The following is a 17,018-nucleotide window of genomic DNA, read 5'->3' on the forward strand; positions in this document are numbered from 1 at the left end:
GCCATCTATCCAGAATATCCTCCTCCTGACAGCTAAACGATGCAAGGAGCAGACTGACGCCAGCTCCGGGAAATTCCCCGGTCGCGCTGCGCTGACCGGGACGATGGGTTCGTACCGAGCCGGACGGGCGCTACGCGCCCCCTCCGGGGAGTTCACCGGTTGCGGCGCGGCGCTTGCCGACGCTGCAGGCGGCAGCGAAGGCCAGGATGACAATCACCGTTACGCAGCCCAGCGTCCACTCCCCCATCTGGGAGAAGAAATGCTGATACGCGGCGATTGCCGTTTCGCTGATCTGCGACTCGGTGGTCTGCTGCGCGACGATACCCGCCAGCCAGTTGGCCACCGCTCCGGTCGCCAGCATATAAATCCCGGTCAGCACCCCGGTCACGCCCGGCATATTCAGGCGAGTGATCTGCGCCATCGCCACCGGGTCGATAAACAGCTCGGCAAAGCCCATCAGCGCCAGTCCGCCGACCATCAGCCCCATCGAGGCCTGTCCATCGACGGCGCCATGACGTGCGTTCAGGGCCAGCACAATGAAGCCGCAGCCCATCAGCACCAGGCCAAAAGCAAATTTCAGCCAGACGCGAAGCACCGATCGCGTGCTGCCTTCCGGACGCATCAGCCAGGCCAGCGCCACGCCTGCCGCCATCACGGCGACGGCATTCACCGACTGGAAGAGAGCCGTCGGCACCTCAATGGTGAACAGCCGGCGGTTAACAAAGCGATCGATAAACAGGCTGATAGAGCTGCCGCCCTGCTGCGCCAGAACCCAGAACAGCGTGCCGGTCAGCATCAGCAGTACGATTTGCCACAGCGCGCGACGGTGCTGCGGGGAGTTCACCATAATGCGCGCCACCATTTGGGCGGCGAAGACGCAGACAACAGCCAGCAGATAGCCCGACCAGTTGTTTTCCAGCAGCAGCGTGAAGAACACCGGCGCCACGCAGAGCATAACCACCAGCCAGCCCCAGGTCGGCAGCACAAATTTCACCGCGCACAGCGCCTGTTTGTCGACGCCGCGGGTGTGGCTGAAGTGGCGATGGCCGCTGAGGAAAATCAGCAGCCCGATAAACATGCCGATCCCCGCCAGCGCAAAACCGATATGCCAGCCATACCACTGCGCCGCCAGCCCGCAGGCGATGGGCGCCGCGATCGAGCCGACGTTCCCGGCGGCATACAGCAGCGAGAAACCGCCGTCGCGGCGATGGTCGTCAACGGCGTAGAGCTCGCCCAGCAGGCAGCTGATGTTGGATTTGAACAGGCCGTAGCCGCAGATAATGATCGCCAGCGCGAGGTACAGACTCCAGGTTGCATCAGATTCAACGCCCAGCACGACGTGGCCGAGCGTCATCAACAGCGCGCCGGCAATGACCGCCGTGCGATTGCCGAGCAGGCGGTCGGCAAGCCAGCCGCCGAGAATGGGGGTAACGTACACCAGGGAAGCGTAAGCGCTGAACAGACTGATGGCGTGGCTGTCATCAAAGCCAAGCTGATGGGTGAGGTAGAGGATGAGTAAGGCACGCATGCCGTAAAAGCTGAAATATTCCCAGATTTGGATCGCTACGATGTAATAGATCGCGCGCGGTTGTGAGGGTGTTTTCATGAGGTCTCCTGCAGCGTGAAAAAGGGAAGTGGCACGCCACTTCCCCTGGAGCTTCAATTACTTGTTGTTTTCTTCTTTCAGCACTTTAACGGTGTAGCGACCATCCGCCTGACGATATGCGCCGTGGATATCGGTTTCGAAGCCCGGGTAGTGGGCGCCGATTTCGCACAGCATCTGCAGGAACTCCAGCACCGGACGGCTCTCTTCGGTGATCATTTCACCCGGCATGACCAGCGGAACTCCCGGAGGATACGGCAGGATCATGTTGGCGTTGACGCGGCCCACCATCTCTTCGAGATAGACCTCTTCAGTCTGACCGTGCAGCTCTTTCTGGAACGCGGCGTACGGCGTGATCATCATGGTCGGCAGCACTTCGAAAGCGCGGAACATCAGATCCGGCAGGTTGTGATGCGCAATCAGTTTGTGAATGTTCTGCGCCAGTTCCTGAACACGCATGTTTTCATAGAACTCCGGATCTTCACGATACAGAGACGGCAGCATGTTTTTCACGCGCAGGTTCAGGTCGAAAGCACGTTTAAAGTCGGTCAGCGCGCGCAGCAGGCTCAGCGCTTTGGTTTTGTCGATACCGATGCTGAACAGGAACAGCAGGTTGTACGGACCGGTTTTCTCCACCACGATGCCGTGTTCGTCGAGGTATTTCGCCACGATGCTGGCCGGAATACCGAACTCATCCATGGTACCGTCTTTCTTCATCCCCGGAGTCAGCAGGGTGACTTTGATCGGGTCGAGGTACATGTGTTCGTTATCGATGTTTTTGAAACCGTGCCATGCGCTATCGGAACGCAGCGGCCAGCATTCCGGGCCATCGATATGTTCCGGCTGCCAGACGTCGAAGAACCAGCCTTCGGATTCGCCTTTCAGACGTTTGATCTCTTTACGGAACTTAATAGAACGTTCGATAGAGCCATCGATCAGACGTTTACCGGCATTACCTTTCATCATCGCCGCGGCAGTTTCCGTCGAAGCAACCACGCCGTAGTGCGGAGAGGTGGTGGTGTGCATCATGTAGGCTTCGTTAAAGGTCTCTTCGTTAACATCGCCTTTAACGTGAATCATCGAAGCCTGAGAGAACGCCGCCAGCAGTTTGTGCGTGGACTGGGTTTCATAAATCACTTTCCCTTCCACACGGCCACCGCTCATCCCGCATTTACCGGCATAGATTGGCGAGAAGTTGGTGTAAGGCACCCACGCGGAGTCAAAGTGGATAGATTTCACATCCAGCGTTTTCTTGATGAAGTCGGTGTTATACAGCAGACCATCGTAAGTGGAGTTGGTGATAACCGCGTGCACCGGCCAGGTTGCGTTCGGCGTCTCTTTGACGCGTTTGGCGATAGTGGCGTGCTGGAATTCGCTCTGTGGAATACCGCCGAGGATGCCGTAGGCGTTACGGGTCGGACGGAAGTAAATCGGCGTAATGTCGCTCATCATCATCAGGTGAGTCAGCGATTTGTGGCAGTTACGGTCAATCAGCACGGTGCTGCCGGCAGGCGCAGAGTACATACCGACGATTTTGTTCGCCGTTGAGGTGCCGTTGGTCACCATGTAGCTGCGTTCGGCGTTAAAGACGCGCGCAATATACTCTTCCGCTTCTTTATGCGGGCCGCTGTGGTCCAGCAGGGAACCCAGTTCAGAAACCGAAATCGAGATATCGGATTTCATGGTGTTTGAACCAAAGAAATCATAGAAGATGCTGCCGACCGGGCTTTTCTGGAAGGCGGTACCGCCCATATGGCCTGGAGTACAGAAGGTGTATTTACCTTCACGCACATATTTGAACAGCGCTTTGGTCAGCGGCGGCAGAATGGTATCGATGTATTCATCGGTGTTCTGTTTGATTTTATCGGCGATGTCGTCGGCCGCACCCAGCGCATATTCGAAGAAACGCACCTGCATGCGCAGATCGTTCAGGCTGACGTCCAGCGTGGAGTAGGTGTTAGCGAAAGCGTACAGCGGCATATATTCGTTCAGCTTGCTGATCTCTTCGCACAGTTCAAGATTGTATTTATCCCAGTCGAAGATCACGCCGCACAGACGGGCATTGTTTTCGATCAGTTTCAGTAAATCTTCGCGGTCGTTCGGATAGACAATACGGAAGTCCAGGCGTTCAAGGGCGCGATGCAGTTCACGGATAGGCTCTTCTTTAAAGTAGACGCCCATGTGATTCATGATTGCGATAACGTTCATAGTCGAATCTCCAGATATGGAGAGCCCCTCCCGTCACGTGGTGACAGGTGCAGGAAGGAGCTCCAGGAAAAGGGGTTACGGATTAATGCGCGCTGGCGGCAGAGCTGTCAGTGGTGTCGTTTTCGTGCTGACGCTGATGCATTTTGCGACCGTAGAACATCAGGATAATCAGGCTGACGATAAAGGTACCGGCCAGTTCGAAGGAGCTTGCCCCCATCAGGGCGATGAAGCAGAACGCACAGCCCAGGACGGAGCAAATCAGGCTGACAAGGTTGCGAATGTTAATGCCTTCGAAGCGAATCAGGTCAACGCAGGAGTAGAAGTAAGGCAGCATGGTCAGCAGGACGGCGATACCGGTCAGTTCACCGAACAGGTCAGACGCTTTACCGCCGCTGGAGTTCATCAGGGTAATCAGCACCATCAGCGCGGTCATTTTCACCGCCGCCAGCAGCAGGCCTTTTTTCGGAATACCGTTGTTATCCACTTCACCATACACTTTCGGGAAGTTGCCATCGTTGGCGGCACGAACCCCGGCCTGACCAACCAGCATCATCCAGGAACCCAGAGAAGTCAGGCAGGCAAATGCGGTGAAAGCAGAGACTACCGGCGCAGCCCAGCCGCCAAGAATGGTTGAGGCGCTGATAGCGAACGGCGCGCCGGAGGCAGCCATCTGAGCCGCAGGATACATACCGGCGATAACCTGAGTCGCGGCGATATAAACCACGCCAGCCATCGCGGTTCCCAGCATGGTTGCCAGCGGAACGGTACGTTTCGGGTTTTTCACCATCCCGGTACTGACGGCGGCAGACTCAACGCCGACGAATGCCCACAGGCAGAGCAGAATACTTTTGATTACCGCATGGCTGTCTGGCGTGCTGGACGTGTTCCAGTTTGCCTGATAGGTCGCCGCATCAAACCAGTGCCAGCCGATAACCGCGGTCATCACCACCGGAATTAATACCAGCACCAGGCCAATGGTGGTCAGACGGCTTACCCAGGTACCGCCGAGCATATTCACGAAGGTGAATATCCAGACGATCGCAATACACGCGATACCGGCTGGAATCGGGTTATTCAGAATCGGGAAGAAAGTAGACAAATAAGAAACGGCGGTAATACCGATGGCCAGGTTACCAATCCAGTTGGCATGATAATAAAGGACGCCGGTCTGGAAACCGAATGCGGGAGATATTTCCCCGGCATACGCAATTGGGCCACCCTGCTGTGGGTTCTTGGTTGCCAGTCGGGCATAAACATAAGCCAGAGACATCGCACCAATAATAGAAATAACCCATCCCCAGATAGCAATACCACCGATGCTGGCGAGGTTCGCAGGTAATAATGCAATACCGCTCCCCATCATATTACCAGCGACGACGCCGGTACAGGCAAATAGCCCTATCTTCTTGGCAGAACTCATGTTTGCTTTTCTCCTAAGTTTATTTGGGAGGTACAGATCATGATATAGAACCTTTAATTGACCCGACCAACTGCCAACAAGATTACTGATTCAAAGAAGATAAGTCCTAAAGATAAAGTGAAATAACAACAAACATCAGACAAATGATATTTTGACCTTTTTCAATTAACATATCAGGATGACATGTTGATATCATAAAAAGATAAACATTGTTTAGTTACAGTCACTTGCAAGAAAGATGATGTGTTGAATTTGTGTTGTATTTCGCTATTCCGGCGTTAAATACATATAACAATCAGGGTGCTCATGAGAAACATAAATTTAACCTCACCATACTCAATATCCTGAGTATGGTGAGGGTTTACTTATTCTGAAGAGAGGAAATTATCGAGGTAAGGGACCACCCGGGTGACCGAGGTCTGGAATACTGCATTTTCAATCCAGTAAAAGGTGTTCTCGCCCGGGCGCAAATTAAATGCCGTCAGATAAGCATCCGCAGCTTCCCGGTTCTGCCCTTTCATCTCGTAGACTTTACCCAGCAGCACGTAATTCATCCACGACATCTCGAGGTCGATCCCGGTATTAATCGCGTTATACGCCTCATCGACTTTACCCTGGCCCAACAAATCCACTGTTTTAATTTGGTAAAATACCGCCGTATCTTTGATTCCCGGCATATCACCGACCCGGGTGATTTCAGCGTACAGCGCGTTGAGCTGCTCTTTATTTAACGGCTGCTGCGAATGACGTAATACATCCACCAGCGTTTTTTCCGCATAGGCGTAAGAAAAATCAGGCGAGTCTTTAATCACTTCATCGAGCAGCGCGCTGGCCTTACCTAAGGAGTCAACATCACCGTTCATTAATAACTGATGCGACTCGTAGAAATGCGTCAGCGCCGTGCTGTGCGACGGCTGATACTGTTTCAGCATCGTCTGCATGCGTTCCGACCACGGCTGCTTTAAGGCCTCCGATAAGCTGCTCAGCAGATCGTTTTGAATCGCCAGCTGGTTGTCGCTGGTGATGAAATAACGTTTGTCCATCATCGTTGAACCGTCGGCGTTATCCACCATCTGCACGGACATAAAGCACTGCTGCGCGCGATAGTGGCGCTGGTTGACGAACTCAATCGTCAGCGTTTTACCTGAACTGCTTGGCTCATTAATGTTGTAGTTGGTTTTGTCATGCACCATAAAGGTCGAGAAGGTGTTGAGCGACGTCGTCACCAGGCTGCCCAGGCCCACCGCATACGAGTGCTGCGATGCCCAGTTGGTGCAGGAATTACCTTTCAGCAGATGGATATCGATATCGCGCGGGTTCAGCAGCAAGCGCGCTTTATTCACCGGTGGCCGCGACTCGATCGACGACAGCGCAACCAGCGCCACGCAGGAACCCAGCGCCAGCAGGAACAGGATCCATACCCAGAAGGTAGTAATGCGTCGGCGCTTCTCCGGTTTTACGGCCGGCGTCTGGTCTGGCTCAACCTCGCCGGCAGAGCGCGTCGGGTCGGGCGTCAGTTCAGGCGTCGCAGCGGAGACCGCTGGGGGGATCGCCATCGCGGGCTCTTCCCCCTCTTCCGTACACCAGATGACCGGCACCGTAAGCTTATAACCGCGCTTGGGTACCGTCGCAATATATTCGAGGCTATTATCGTTGCCATCTTTCAACGACTTACGTAGCTCGGAAATACTCTGCGTGACGACGTGGCTGGTGACCACGTTACGTGTCCAGACATTATCAATAAGCTCGTCCCTGCTGAGCACTTCACCAGGGTGACGGGCAAAGAAGACCAATAGATCGATTAAGCGCGGTTCCAGAGTAAGCTGACGCCCCTTCCGGCTGATTTGGTTAACAGAAGGTGTAACCAGCCATTCTCCCACGCGAACAACAGGTTGTTGCATAAAAAAGAGCCCAAAACGAAAAGGGAAAGGCGCGATGATAACACATTTCCCCTCCCTATTTATGATAGGGGTCATTACCTTGATCGCGTTATATCATTCTGCACTTATTTCACTTAGCCAGTTTTTATTTCTAAACAAAACCGGTCATAGTTTATTAACATCTGAATCATTTCTGCAGAAAAAGTGAATACCTGTTCTGCTCTATCGCCTCGATAAGCGCCCGCACGGCCAGGCGATTCAGGATGCTATTCCCCCTGTTCTCTACCGACATGGCCCAGGAACAAGCGGATGATGACGCCCCAATGACCCGCTCATGCGCCGGCACAAGCCACATTGCCGCACCGACAGAGCAGTATTCCGGCCCGCGCAGCGACTGATTTTCCGCAGGACGCCGAACTATTCCGGGAAACATCCGCTTGCGCGGGCGCAGTCAGAGGCATTCTTCGGCGGCGGTAAAGCCGGTTATCCGCACTATCCCGCCGTCGCCGCGCAGTAGCTCCGCGGCCCCGGCTGGGACGAGCGCCTGCGTTCTGGTGGATTAAGCGCGCCCCTGTCGATGCTGCGCCACCGCCTGCTCCAGTGCGCTAATGTCCGGGCTGGAGAGCAGCGGCTGCAGGCTCAACAGCGTCTCTTCCTCTAATTCATAGAGATTCAGCTTCAGCAGTCGCTCCACATCGGGTTCGGGAAAACGATACTTAATAAAGGTAGCCGGATTTCCACCGACGACGCTATACGGCGGAACGTCTTTGGTGACCACCGCTCCCGCCGCCACCACGGCGCCTTCGCCAATTGTGACGCCCGGCATGATCATCGCCCGCATACCAATCCAGCAACCATCTCCGAGCACGGTATCGCCACGATGCTGATAGGCCTCATTCACGCATGACACAAACGGATAGAGGCTGATCCAGTCCATCCGGTGGGTACTGTTGCCGCCCATCAGGATCACCGCTTCTGGCGCGATACAGACAAAATTGCCGATAAAGAGCTTATCGACATGACCTAAGGGCTCCCACCCTTCGCTGACGGGATCGCCGTGCAGGTAGCGCACCACGCAACGTTCAAACCCGCGATCCCAACAGTCGCTATAGTAGCTGTGGCTGCCGCGAATGATCACATTCGGGTTGGTTACCGTCTGGTGCAGGCGTTCGGTGATTGACCAGTGTTTATCGGCCATCGAGGCATTCCTTCTTGCGTTAATATATCCGCTTGCTGACCCGTTATCATAAACCGGAAGAACTCAATACCGGAACAACCACTGCAAGCGTTGCTGGCATCATTATGGCTGACTCAGGGAATATTTTGTTGAGAATAAACTGACAGGAATTATGTTTATTTTCTCGCTACGCCATTATCCATAATTAAACAAAATAGCTCCACCCCGATCATATTCTTAATGATAAAAACGGGCACTTTCCCCACTCTGCCAGGTTTTTCTGTGTCCAGACTTCTTATTCTTACTGTCGTGTTACTGCTGACCTCCTGCGCGGGATATTTTTCGCCGCCGCCAAAAGAGACGAAAGGTGACGACGCCGGCCAGTCGAGTTCGCTCCCTGACTGTCGTAGTCGTCACCACGTTATTATCTGCGACTGGGGGAAAGCGTAACGAATAACCGCTCGCCTGTGGGCAGAGGCGAGCGGTTAGCTTATGGCGCCCGATCGGCTTCCGGCGTAGGAATCGTCGATAAGATCGGCCGGGAACGGCGGCTATAAAAATAGAGTCCGATCAGCAGCAGCGTAAACGGAATGCCAAACCATAGCGTCATGCGGAAGAAATCGGTAAACGCGGTGGAAATCAGCAGCGCCAGCATCAGAGCAGCCCCCAGCAGCGTACTCCAGGGATAACCCCACAAGCGAAATTTCAGCACCGTTTGCCTATGCTGGCGGCGGAAAAACAGGTGCGTGATAAAGATCATCAGCCAGGTGAAACAGGCTCCGTAGACCGAAATAGACATCATCGCGGCAAAGGCCTGCTGCGGGTAGAGCACGCTCAGGACAATAGAGACCATAATGCCGACGCAGGAGATTGCCAACGCATTCACCGGGATCCCGCGAGCGCTGATCCGACCGAACGCGGCCGGCGCCTGCCCGGCACGCGACAGCGAGAACATCATCCGCGTGGTAATATACAGCTGACTGTTCATGGCCGAGAGTGCCGCAATCAGGACGATAAAGTTAAAAATACCGCCGGCATACGGCAAGTGAATCACGTTCATCGCCACCAGGAAGGGGCTTTCGCTGGTGCCGGACTGACGCCACGGCACAATCGCCAGCATCAGCGCAATCGACAGCATATAGAAAATAAACAGGCGCAGGATGGTCCCTTTAAACGCCGACTTCACCGCCACCACCGGGTTTTTCGCCTCTCCTGCCGCCACGGCGATCATTTCAATGCTCAGATAGCTGAAGATAGAAACAATTGTCGCAAACCACATGCCGCGGACCCCAAACGGCATAAACCCACCGCCATCGATAAAATTATGCAGGCCGTAGGTTGGGTTGGCGGAGAAGGCCAGGATCCCCAGACCGATGACGATAAAAGCCACGATTGCCAGAACCTTGATCGTCGATAGCGCATACTCCACCTGCCCGAACCATTTCACGCCAATAACGTTAATCACCATCACCACGGCGGAGAACAGCAGCACCCAGGGCCACACCGGCGTATGCGGGAACCAGAACTGCATATACATTCCAATGGCGGTCACCTCGGTACCCACCGCCAGCACCACGCAGGACCAGTAGGAGTAGCGCACCAGGAAGCCGCACAGCGGACTGAGATAAAACTCGGCATAGTCGCCGAATGAGCCGGGAGTCGGATGCTCTGAGGTCATCTCCGCAAGGCAGCCCATGAGCAGCAGCGCAATCACGCCTCCGGTCAGATAGCTCAGCAGCACCGACGGTCCCGCCATCTGAATGGCGTAGGCGCTCCCCAGAAACAGCCCGGTACCAATCGCGCCGCCGATCGCCAACATCGACATTTGCCCGGCGGTAAGCTGTTTCTTCAACCCGCCCTGGCGCTGTGCAATCTCATCAAAACGCTTGCGATCTTTCATTAGTTCCTGCCTTAGCGACGGGCGGTGGTCACATCGAGAATAGCGGCGGTGACATAATCAATGTTGTCACCATTGAGACCGGGCAGACACATCCGTCCCGGCGCCACCAGATAAATGGCATAGCGCTGGCGCAGCTCGCTCATCTGCCGTTCGTCCAGGCCGGTATAGCTGAACATCCCGCGCTGATCGCGGATGCGCCGGTAATCCAGCTGAGAGCCGCCCTGCTCCAGGCCGGCGGACAGACGCTGGCGCATCTGCTGGATCCTCTGGCGCATGGCCGCCAGCTCTTCCTGCCAGAGCTGACGGAGCTGCGCATCGGCTAGCACCATGTCGACTATCCGGCTGCCGTGGGTCGGCGGACAGGAATAGCTACGGCGTATTAATGTCTTTAAGGCCCCCTGAACGTTAGCGGCGGTCTGCGCGTTGGCGCAACGCACGGTTAATCCCCCTACCCGCTGGCCGTATAAGGCGATATTTTTCGAAAAAGAGTTGGCGACGATAAAATCCAGATCGCTTGCCAGCGCCAGCCTCAGCGCATAGCAGTCCTCCTCCAGCCCGGCGCCAAACCCCTGATAGGCGATATCGAAAAATGGCAGCAGACCCTGCGCCTGAACCACGCCCAGAAGCGTCTGCCACTGGCTCTGGCTCAGATCGGTGCCGGTCGGGTTATGGCAGCATGGATGCAGCAGCACCGCCGTGCCGGCGGGTAGCGTCTGCAGGACCGTCAGCATGTCGGCAAAGCGCAATTCGCCGCGGAGATTGTCAAAATAGGGATAGCTGTTCACCTGCAGTCCTGCGCCGGAAAAAATCGCCTGATGGTTGGCCCAGGTTGGATCAGAGACCCAAATCTCTTTACGCTGTAAAAAGTGAACGAGAAAATCTGCCGCCAGCTTCAACGCCCCTGAACCGCCAACGGTTTGTACCGTCGCCAGCGCAGATTCCGGGGCGGCAGGCCCCAGCAGCAAGGTCTGTATCTGGCTGGCAAAGCTTGCGCTGCCTTCAATCGGCGGATAGCCGTGCGGCTGCTGCTGCGCCAGCAGGCGCCGCTCTGCCTGCTCGACGGCCCGCATCAGCGGAACCTTTCCTCGCTCGTCATAATATAAGCCGATGCCTAAATTCACTTTCCGCGGATTGTGGTCCTGCAAATAGGCTTCCATTAATGACATAATAGGGTCGGGAGTCGACGGTTTAATTTCTGCGAACATAGGTATCCTTAGCCATAATAAATATGACTGGCAGGTGAACATTTATTTTTTTATTTTCAGGCGGTAGCGCTGACGGTAATTTCTATTTTCATTCCCGGCACGACTAATTTATCAACGATCACCGTCGAACGATTTGGATAAGGGGCATTGAAGTAGCGCCGGTAAATATCATCAAGGCGTGCAACATCGTTGACGTCAGTCAGATAAATAATAACCTGGAGAACATTATCGCTGTGGCTCCCTGCCGCCTGTAGCGCCTGGGTGAGATTATCGAAAGTCAGGGCGATCTGCTGTTCCGCCGGGCCGGTTTCAATAGTGCCATCAGCCCGAACCGGTCCATGTGCGGTAAAGAGCATCCCGCCGCCGCGTGTCGCCCAGGAGAACGGCTGACCGATATCCGGAAGGCCGGTATGAATTACGTCTCGCATAAAGGATTCTCGTAGTGATAAAGCTGGCTGAAAAGTGCGCCATCGGTGGCAAACAGCGCGTCAAGAATGGTGTAGTGGTTAGCCCCCGGCAGGGCTATTGCGTCAACCGGCCTCCCCCGCTGTCGCAACCGCTGAGCGTAGTTTTCACTTTGCGCGATGAGCTCGGCTCGCTCGGCGGTGCCGTAAAACAGCGTCAGAGGGGGGATCTTCGTCGCTAAATGACGCAGCGGGCTGAGGTCATTCACCTCCTGGGGCGTCAGCTGCAGTGACCGGTTGACCGCTGTATTCAGCAAAGGCTCAAGCTCATAAATCCCGCTGATTGCCAGTACCGCATCGACACGCGGATGCGCCTGCCAGCAGGTCGCCAGATGGCCGCCTGCGGAGTGCCCACACAGATAAACCGGGCTACACAGACCCGGCTGGCGACCAATGGCGTCCAGCGCCGCCCCAATCTGGCGGTGGATCGTCGTTAACGTCGCCTGCGGCGCTAACGTATATTCCAGCAACATCACATCAAACCCACGGGCCAGCGGCCCGACAGTAATAAAGGCAAAATCCTCTTTATTACAGGATTGCCAGTACCCGCCATGAATAAATATTATCGTGCCCATTTTTCTGGCGGCAGAAATAAACCAGTCAATACCTTCCCGTGGATGTTCACCATAAGAAAAAGTCATCATATTTTCGCCGCACTGGTACGCTTGCTGACTTCGTCGCTGAAAGTCAGCCAGTATTTCCGCCTCATTATCTACGGTTGTGCTGTTATCATAACTCCCGACGCTGAGTTTCATATATTAAACTTTGTTTATTATTTAAGATGTGGCTTAACTATTAGCAATGAGAAAATATGTTGTCAAGCTTGCACAAAGTGGAATGCGTGAGAGTTAATAGAAATTAAATCTCAGAGCTAATAAGTTTTACCAGTGAAACTTTTATCGGGAAATGCGCGTGCGAAAATGATGACGGTCAAGGATTGGCGCTCACCTGTCCACGCATTCGTCGGCTTCTTCCCCCTTCCTGCCCAGCGTACTGTGACCGAGCCAACGTCCTGAGAAACCACTGAAGGGACAAACTGTACAAACATCGGGAAAAGTTCATACTCAACGCTATAAGTGAGCCAATACTTTTGATATTAAACTGGTCGTCGCCGAGTCAGGTCTCAGAACTTATAAAAAGGAATACAGACCAATGAAATACAAATTAGTCAAGCAGGTTGTCCATGATGATGTGTTAAGAAACAGCTTCATTAATTTGGCAATTAAGACCTTCGATCTCTCTTTTAAAGAGTGGTACAAGAAAGGCTACTGGACCGAGTCCTATATTCCTTATGCGTTTGTTGATCATAATAAAGTGATTGCCAATGCGTCGGCTAACATTATCGATCTCATGTGGCAGGGAGAACCCAGGCGCTATATCCAGATTGGGACCGTGATGACCGCCACCGATCATCGCGAAAAGGGCCTGGCCAGCCAACTGATTAACCATATTCTGACTGACTGGCAGGAGCAGGCCGACGGTATTTTTCTCTTCGCTAACTCCACAACCGTTGATTTCTATCCTAAATTCGGCTTTGAACAAACCGACGAATACCAGTACGCCCTGCCGGTTACGCCCGTTGCCGGGGATTTTCGCAAGCTGGATATGGATAAAGAGAGCGATGTGAATATCCTCAAATACTATTATCAGAAAGCCAACCCGTTCTCCCGCCTTTCGGCACACAATAACTTCGGTCTGTTGATGTTCTACTGTTCGGCGTTTATGAAGCACTTCGTCTATTACTCGGAGAAAAATAATGCCGTGGCGATCGCCATGCAAAACGATCATGCATTGCTCTGTTTTGATATTTTCTGTGACAGCGCGAGTTCGATGACCAGCATCGTGAATGAACTTGCGGCGCAACATACCCGGCAGGTTATTTTAGGCTTTACTCCCAGGGAAGACCGGGCAGGTGAATATGAAAAAATTGAAATTGATGATTTTCTTTTCATCTATACGGCAAAAGAAAATATCTTTAAGGAGCGTAAGCTGATGTTCCCGACGCTCTCGCATGCCTGAGTCTCCCAGCCATATTGCGACTGGCGCAAGCCCGTACCGAGGCTGAAGCCCAGGCGGCAACCACCTCTCCCGCGATGACCCCACCGGGGCGTGGCGGAAGAGGTGAAAACATTATTTAGTGACGATAAACAGAGACTTGCAGCGCGGACACAATAATGTTACCCCTTTTTTAATTTTGTTCACCGGCTGCCGTGATTTATGCCCGCATTGCGGGCAGGTTACCGTGGTATCAGAGGTGGAACTCAAGCGCTTCACTGCGTTGTCGAAGAATGACATAGACCTTTACCCGCTGAATGAATGTGGTCTATCATACCACCAACTGATTAAAAAACACACAACATCAGGGCGCACGGGGAAATGACCAGGGTGAGGAATTTATCGCGGTTTAATCCGCTATTTACGTGATGACATCGCGTCATGCTTAAATCAGGATGCCTCATTGCCGATTTTCTGTTCATCCCTCGCGATGGTGTTACTCGATCGTCAGATATTATTAACTGCATCAATATAAAGGAAGTTTTACTTATTTTCCGGAAGGCGTCCCGCTTGCGGCAGACTCGGTATGAGGTATCATGATGCGCAGCTTCAGGTGTTTTCACTAAAAACAGCACGATCGCCCTATTAAATGCAGAAATCCCGATAAAAATAAGATAAATAGTATAAGTCTTAAATTACCTCTTATATGATGAATGAGATATGGTAATGTTCATTCATATCGAATGATTACAGATAAACAAGAGATAAGAAATGACTGAAAACTCAACAATTCACGCTCAAAATTGTCGTACCGATATCGGGATTGGGAAACAGGTCACGGCCAGCGTAAAAGGTTACGTCGATGGCCATCTTTATATGATTGACATCACCGTTCATCCTGTTGAGATCACATTTGATTTTGGCGAAGAAAAAATTATGCGCGGGTCTTATTTTAGCTCTAAGAATCAGGAGATGGTATGGGCGGCGGAAAGAAAAGAGCTGACCATCTCCGATGAAAAAGGATCTTTCACGATAGCCTTTTAGTGTTCAGGTTCAATGTCGATAAAACGTGCCGTCGCTATGCCCTGAGCCAATACGGCCCGCTTCAATTAAAATTTCATCAATAACATCTTCCAGGCACGCTGAACCATGATTCTCACAAATCATATGAACCTGTTTCAATATTTCTTCCTGGGACATCTCTCCGCGTAAAGCGGAGGTCAGCATCACCGATGCCCAGCGCCGAACTTCCGGGTGCGTAATCATACATCTTTACCTCAAATAGCAACACACGCCTTTAAATTATAGGTGCTCACCGAACATTCACCCATTAAATGATGCTGTCGCCCCTGTCGGCGCGGCATAGAGGTTGACTCATCCTGCCGCAGCCGACCGCTCATCGCTGCGCTATGACAACAGTTTTACCGCCGCGTTTTGAATCTCGGCCGATGTTAAATCGCGATCGGAGGCAACATGCACAATGCGATGATCGCCGGTCAAGGAAGGAAATTCAGCAGACATGATCTGCAGCTGTTTTTGTTCACCGTTAGGATACTCACGTAATATTGTTGTTACCCCCGGCACTATTTTCGCGACAACTGCCGGTAATGCATTGAAAAAAACAATAACTTTCTTCATGAGTCTACCACCTGGCTGAAAGCATAATGATGACTATGCCATGCATTGTGTGATGAAAAAGAAAAGGCCCCGTCCGGGGCCCTTTCTTTATTTCCGACACGCCATTGTCGCCGTGCCGCTGGAAATGTAAGGAGCAATATTATCAAATGTAATCATTGATGTTTTACAAAAGATACATTTTGCGCCAAAGGGATTTTTTTCCGTCACATCGTAATTCGATGTTCTGTATTGTGACCCATGACAACATGGGCATCTGAAATGAATGTATTCAATCATAATGTTAACCTTGATGTGTGACAACATTCACTACCGCAGGGACTAGAGGTTATACTCTGGTGAAAACTCATCTGTGGTTTTCAAGGATAGTGCAGAAATCACCGTGCTGAACAGCAGGCCAAGAATACGCTTTCTTTGCGACCGTTCTCTGTATGATTAATCTGAGGTTTTCACCAGCTTAATCATGACTTATTTTAGTGATTGTCTAAGATATGTTGTTCGTTTTTTTAATTTGCCCTTGGGCATATCTGGTCTGCAAAAAAACTTATCGAAGAGAAAAATACCCAAAAGGAGATATCAGATGATAAATGCGATGAGAAAATTCCAGGAACTGTTGCAGATAATTTTTAAGACTCAAACCGTTGAAACCATTAACGCATGTAAATCAGCAATTGGCAAGCATTATTTTTTACAGCTTTTTAACAGTATTTTTTTGCCCGTAAAACTATGCAAATACTGACTATAACTGACAACTTTATCAGTAGCTTATTCCTGCTGGCGCCCCATGTTACACTTATTTTGTGGTATTCTGTCTCTCCCGGAGATTTTTGCTATGAGATCGGAAGACACCCTTGACTGGTACCCAGCCCAGCTCCCGCCCGTTAAAATCATTCTGGGCAATGCCGTGCTTGAAGTCGGAAAGCTTGGCCGCCCGATCAACGCCAGAACGCTACGTGAGTATCTGCAGGTGCTTCAGCGCACGCAAAAGAGCCGCGATGATAAAATTGCCCTGCAAACCGCAATCGACGTTTTGTCGGATAATCAACGCGTAAACGGAAAATTATAATGGCCACGGCGGCGGCTGCACCGCTATCGGGCTCGTTATCCCTTTCAATAACTTAAGTTTTTTTTAAATATTCTCTGAAGAGAATTAATTTGTATCTTTCACCTGTAAAAAGGTGCATCGTCGTAGTTGGCCCACAATGATATGCAGAGTCATTTGCCTGAGCCAACGTCAGAGTTAGCAACTCGCGCCGAACGCGTCCTTCGAGGTTTCAACATGAAAGCGGCAAACACTTTTTTTTGCCATCCATCCCAGCTACCGACGGTCAGAGCGATTATCGGGGACGCTGTGCTTGAAATTATCAGCAGCGGTGCGCCTGTGGGTGCAGCCGGACTGCTGGCGCTGCTGAAAAGCCCGGGAGCCAGGAAGAACTGGTCCGATGAAGGCCCCCTCTTGCAGATTGCGATTGATGCTCTGGAAGAGAGCTTATCGATTGATTTTAAAAAAATATAACCAACACTGATTAAC

Annotated in this window: 19 protein-coding genes; 6 read left to right on the plus strand and 13 right to left on the minus strand. The window is 52.3% G+C overall.

Annotated elements, in window-relative coordinates:
• Positions 1-130: 130 nt before the first annotated feature.
• The 4 genes from dtpD to cadC all read right to left on the minus strand — a co-directional run bounded on the left by dtpD (position 131) and on the right by cadC (position 7,132).
• Complete coding sequence (gene dtpD, locus AC007G_RS02700) at positions 131-1,606, minus strand: dipeptide permease DtpD (RefSeq protein ID WP_131055813.1); 1,476 nt, start codon at positions 1,604-1,606, stop codon at positions 131-133.
• 57 nt (positions 1,607-1,663) lie between these two features.
• Entirely contained in the window at positions 1,664-3,811 is a 2,148-nt protein-coding gene (gene cadA / locus AC007G_RS02705) for a lysine decarboxylase CadA (protein ID WP_004858936.1), read from the minus strand.
• An 82-nt stretch (positions 3,812-3,893) separates the two neighbouring features.
• Positions 3,894-5,231, minus strand: a complete 1,338-nt coding sequence (cadB, locus tag AC007G_RS02710; protein WP_004858934.1) for a cadaverine/lysine antiporter — start codon at positions 5,229-5,231, stop codon at positions 3,894-3,896.
• Between the two features lie 365 nt (positions 5,232-5,596).
• Positions 5,597-7,132 carry a lysine decarboxylation/transport transcriptional activator CadC gene (cadC, locus tag AC007G_RS02715; RefSeq protein ID WP_131055815.1) on the minus strand — a complete coding sequence of 512 codons (1,536 nt, stop codon included), beginning with the start codon at positions 7,130-7,132 and terminating at the stop codon, positions 5,597-5,599.
• 242 nt (positions 7,133-7,374) lie between these two features.
• Here cadC and AC007G_RS02720 point away from each other — a divergent pair, with 242 nt between their 5' ends.
• Complete coding sequence (locus AC007G_RS02720) at positions 7,375-7,509, plus strand: hypothetical protein (protein ID WP_479466533.1); 135 nt, start codon at positions 7,375-7,377, stop codon at positions 7,507-7,509.
• A 161-nt stretch (positions 7,510-7,670) separates the two neighbouring features.
• Here the strand turns inward: AC007G_RS02720 and AC007G_RS02725 are convergent, their stop codons facing one another.
• Positions 7,671-8,309, minus strand: a complete 639-nt coding sequence (locus AC007G_RS02725; RefSeq protein WP_032689128.1) for a CatB-related O-acetyltransferase — start codon at positions 8,307-8,309, stop codon at positions 7,671-7,673.
• Positions 8,310-8,570: 261 nt separating this feature from the next.
• Between AC007G_RS02725 and AC007G_RS02730 the strand changes: the two genes are divergently transcribed.
• Positions 8,571-8,738, plus strand: coding sequence for a hypothetical protein (locus AC007G_RS02730; protein ID WP_155274645.1), 168 nt, complete (start codon positions 8,571-8,573; stop codon positions 8,736-8,738).
• Between the two features lie 40 nt (positions 8,739-8,778).
• On the opposite strand, the gene AC007G_RS02735 is transcribed toward AC007G_RS02730, so the two are convergent.
• The 4 genes from AC007G_RS02735 to AC007G_RS02750 are packed head-to-tail and all read right to left on the minus strand — an operon-like array spanning position 8,779 to position 12,612.
• Positions 8,779-10,188: an amino acid permease gene (locus tag AC007G_RS02735; protein ID WP_032696496.1), complete on the minus strand. Its 1,410-nt coding sequence runs from the start codon at positions 10,186-10,188 to the stop codon at positions 8,779-8,781.
• A gap of 11 nt (positions 10,189-10,199) precedes the next feature.
• On the minus strand, positions 10,200-11,393 hold the full coding sequence (locus AC007G_RS02740) for an amino acid aminotransferase (protein WP_142630422.1): 1,194 nt from the start codon (positions 11,391-11,393) through the stop codon (positions 10,200-10,202).
• Between the two features lie 56 nt (positions 11,394-11,449).
• A complete protein-coding gene (locus AC007G_RS02745) occupies positions 11,450-11,821 on the minus strand; it encodes a RidA family protein (RefSeq protein ID WP_032689134.1) in 372 nt (123 codons plus the stop codon).
• Complete coding sequence (locus AC007G_RS02750; protein ID WP_142630424.1) at positions 11,809-12,612, minus strand: alpha/beta hydrolase; 804 nt, start codon at positions 12,610-12,612, stop codon at positions 11,809-11,811. The genes AC007G_RS02745 and AC007G_RS02750 overlap by 13 nt, the downstream gene beginning before the upstream one ends.
• Positions 12,613-13,009: 397 nt before the next feature.
• Between AC007G_RS02750 and AC007G_RS02755 the strand changes: the two genes are divergently transcribed.
• Positions 13,010-13,876, plus strand: a complete 867-nt coding sequence (locus AC007G_RS02755) for a GNAT family N-acetyltransferase (protein WP_032689137.1) — start codon at positions 13,010-13,012, stop codon at positions 13,874-13,876.
• A gap of 111 nt (positions 13,877-13,987) precedes the next feature.
• Here the strand turns inward: AC007G_RS02755 and AC007G_RS02760 are convergent, their stop codons facing one another.
• Positions 13,988-14,152, minus strand: a complete 165-nt coding sequence (locus AC007G_RS02760) for a YnfU family zinc-binding protein (protein ID WP_213084089.1) — start codon at positions 14,150-14,152, stop codon at positions 13,988-13,990.
• Between the two features lie 471 nt (positions 14,153-14,623).
• On the opposite strand from AC007G_RS02760, the gene AC007G_RS02765 reads away from it, so the two are divergent.
• The gene (locus tag AC007G_RS02765) at positions 14,624-14,896 is read left to right on the plus strand and encodes a hypothetical protein (RefSeq protein WP_004858909.1); all 273 of its coding nucleotides are present in this window, start codon (positions 14,624-14,626) and stop codon (positions 14,894-14,896) included.
• 9 nt (positions 14,897-14,905) lie between these two features.
• Here the strand turns inward: AC007G_RS02765 and AC007G_RS02770 are convergent, their stop codons facing one another.
• From AC007G_RS02770 to ymcF, 3 genes are all read right to left on the minus strand, one after another.
• Entirely contained in the window at positions 14,906-15,118 is a 213-nt protein-coding gene (locus AC007G_RS02770) for a hypothetical protein (RefSeq protein ID WP_004858906.1), read from the minus strand.
• A gap of 141 nt (positions 15,119-15,259) precedes the next feature.
• Positions 15,260-15,490, minus strand: coding sequence for a hypothetical protein (locus AC007G_RS02775; RefSeq protein ID WP_032689141.1), 231 nt, complete (start codon positions 15,488-15,490; stop codon positions 15,260-15,262).
• An 87-nt stretch (positions 15,491-15,577) separates the two neighbouring features.
• Entirely contained in the window at positions 15,578-15,766 is a 189-nt protein-coding gene (gene ymcF / locus AC007G_RS02780) for a cold shock small protein YmcF (RefSeq protein ID WP_072000024.1), read from the minus strand.
• 553 nt (positions 15,767-16,319) lie between these two features.
• Here ymcF and AC007G_RS02785 point away from each other — a divergent pair.
• Together AC007G_RS02785 and AC007G_RS02790 are read left to right on the plus strand one after the other, a co-directional pair.
• Positions 16,320-16,553, plus strand: coding sequence for a hypothetical protein (locus tag AC007G_RS02785; RefSeq protein ID WP_032689144.1), 234 nt, complete (start codon positions 16,320-16,322; stop codon positions 16,551-16,553).
• Between the two features lie 213 nt (positions 16,554-16,766).
• Positions 16,767-17,003 (plus strand): hypothetical protein, encoded by a 237-nt coding sequence (locus tag AC007G_RS02790; protein WP_032689145.1) that lies wholly within the window; start codon positions 16,767-16,769, stop codon positions 17,001-17,003.
• The last annotated feature ends 15 nt before the right edge of the window (positions 17,004-17,018 follow it).

The sequence above is a fragment of the Klebsiella sp. CSG-1 genome, assembly GCF_056521145.1.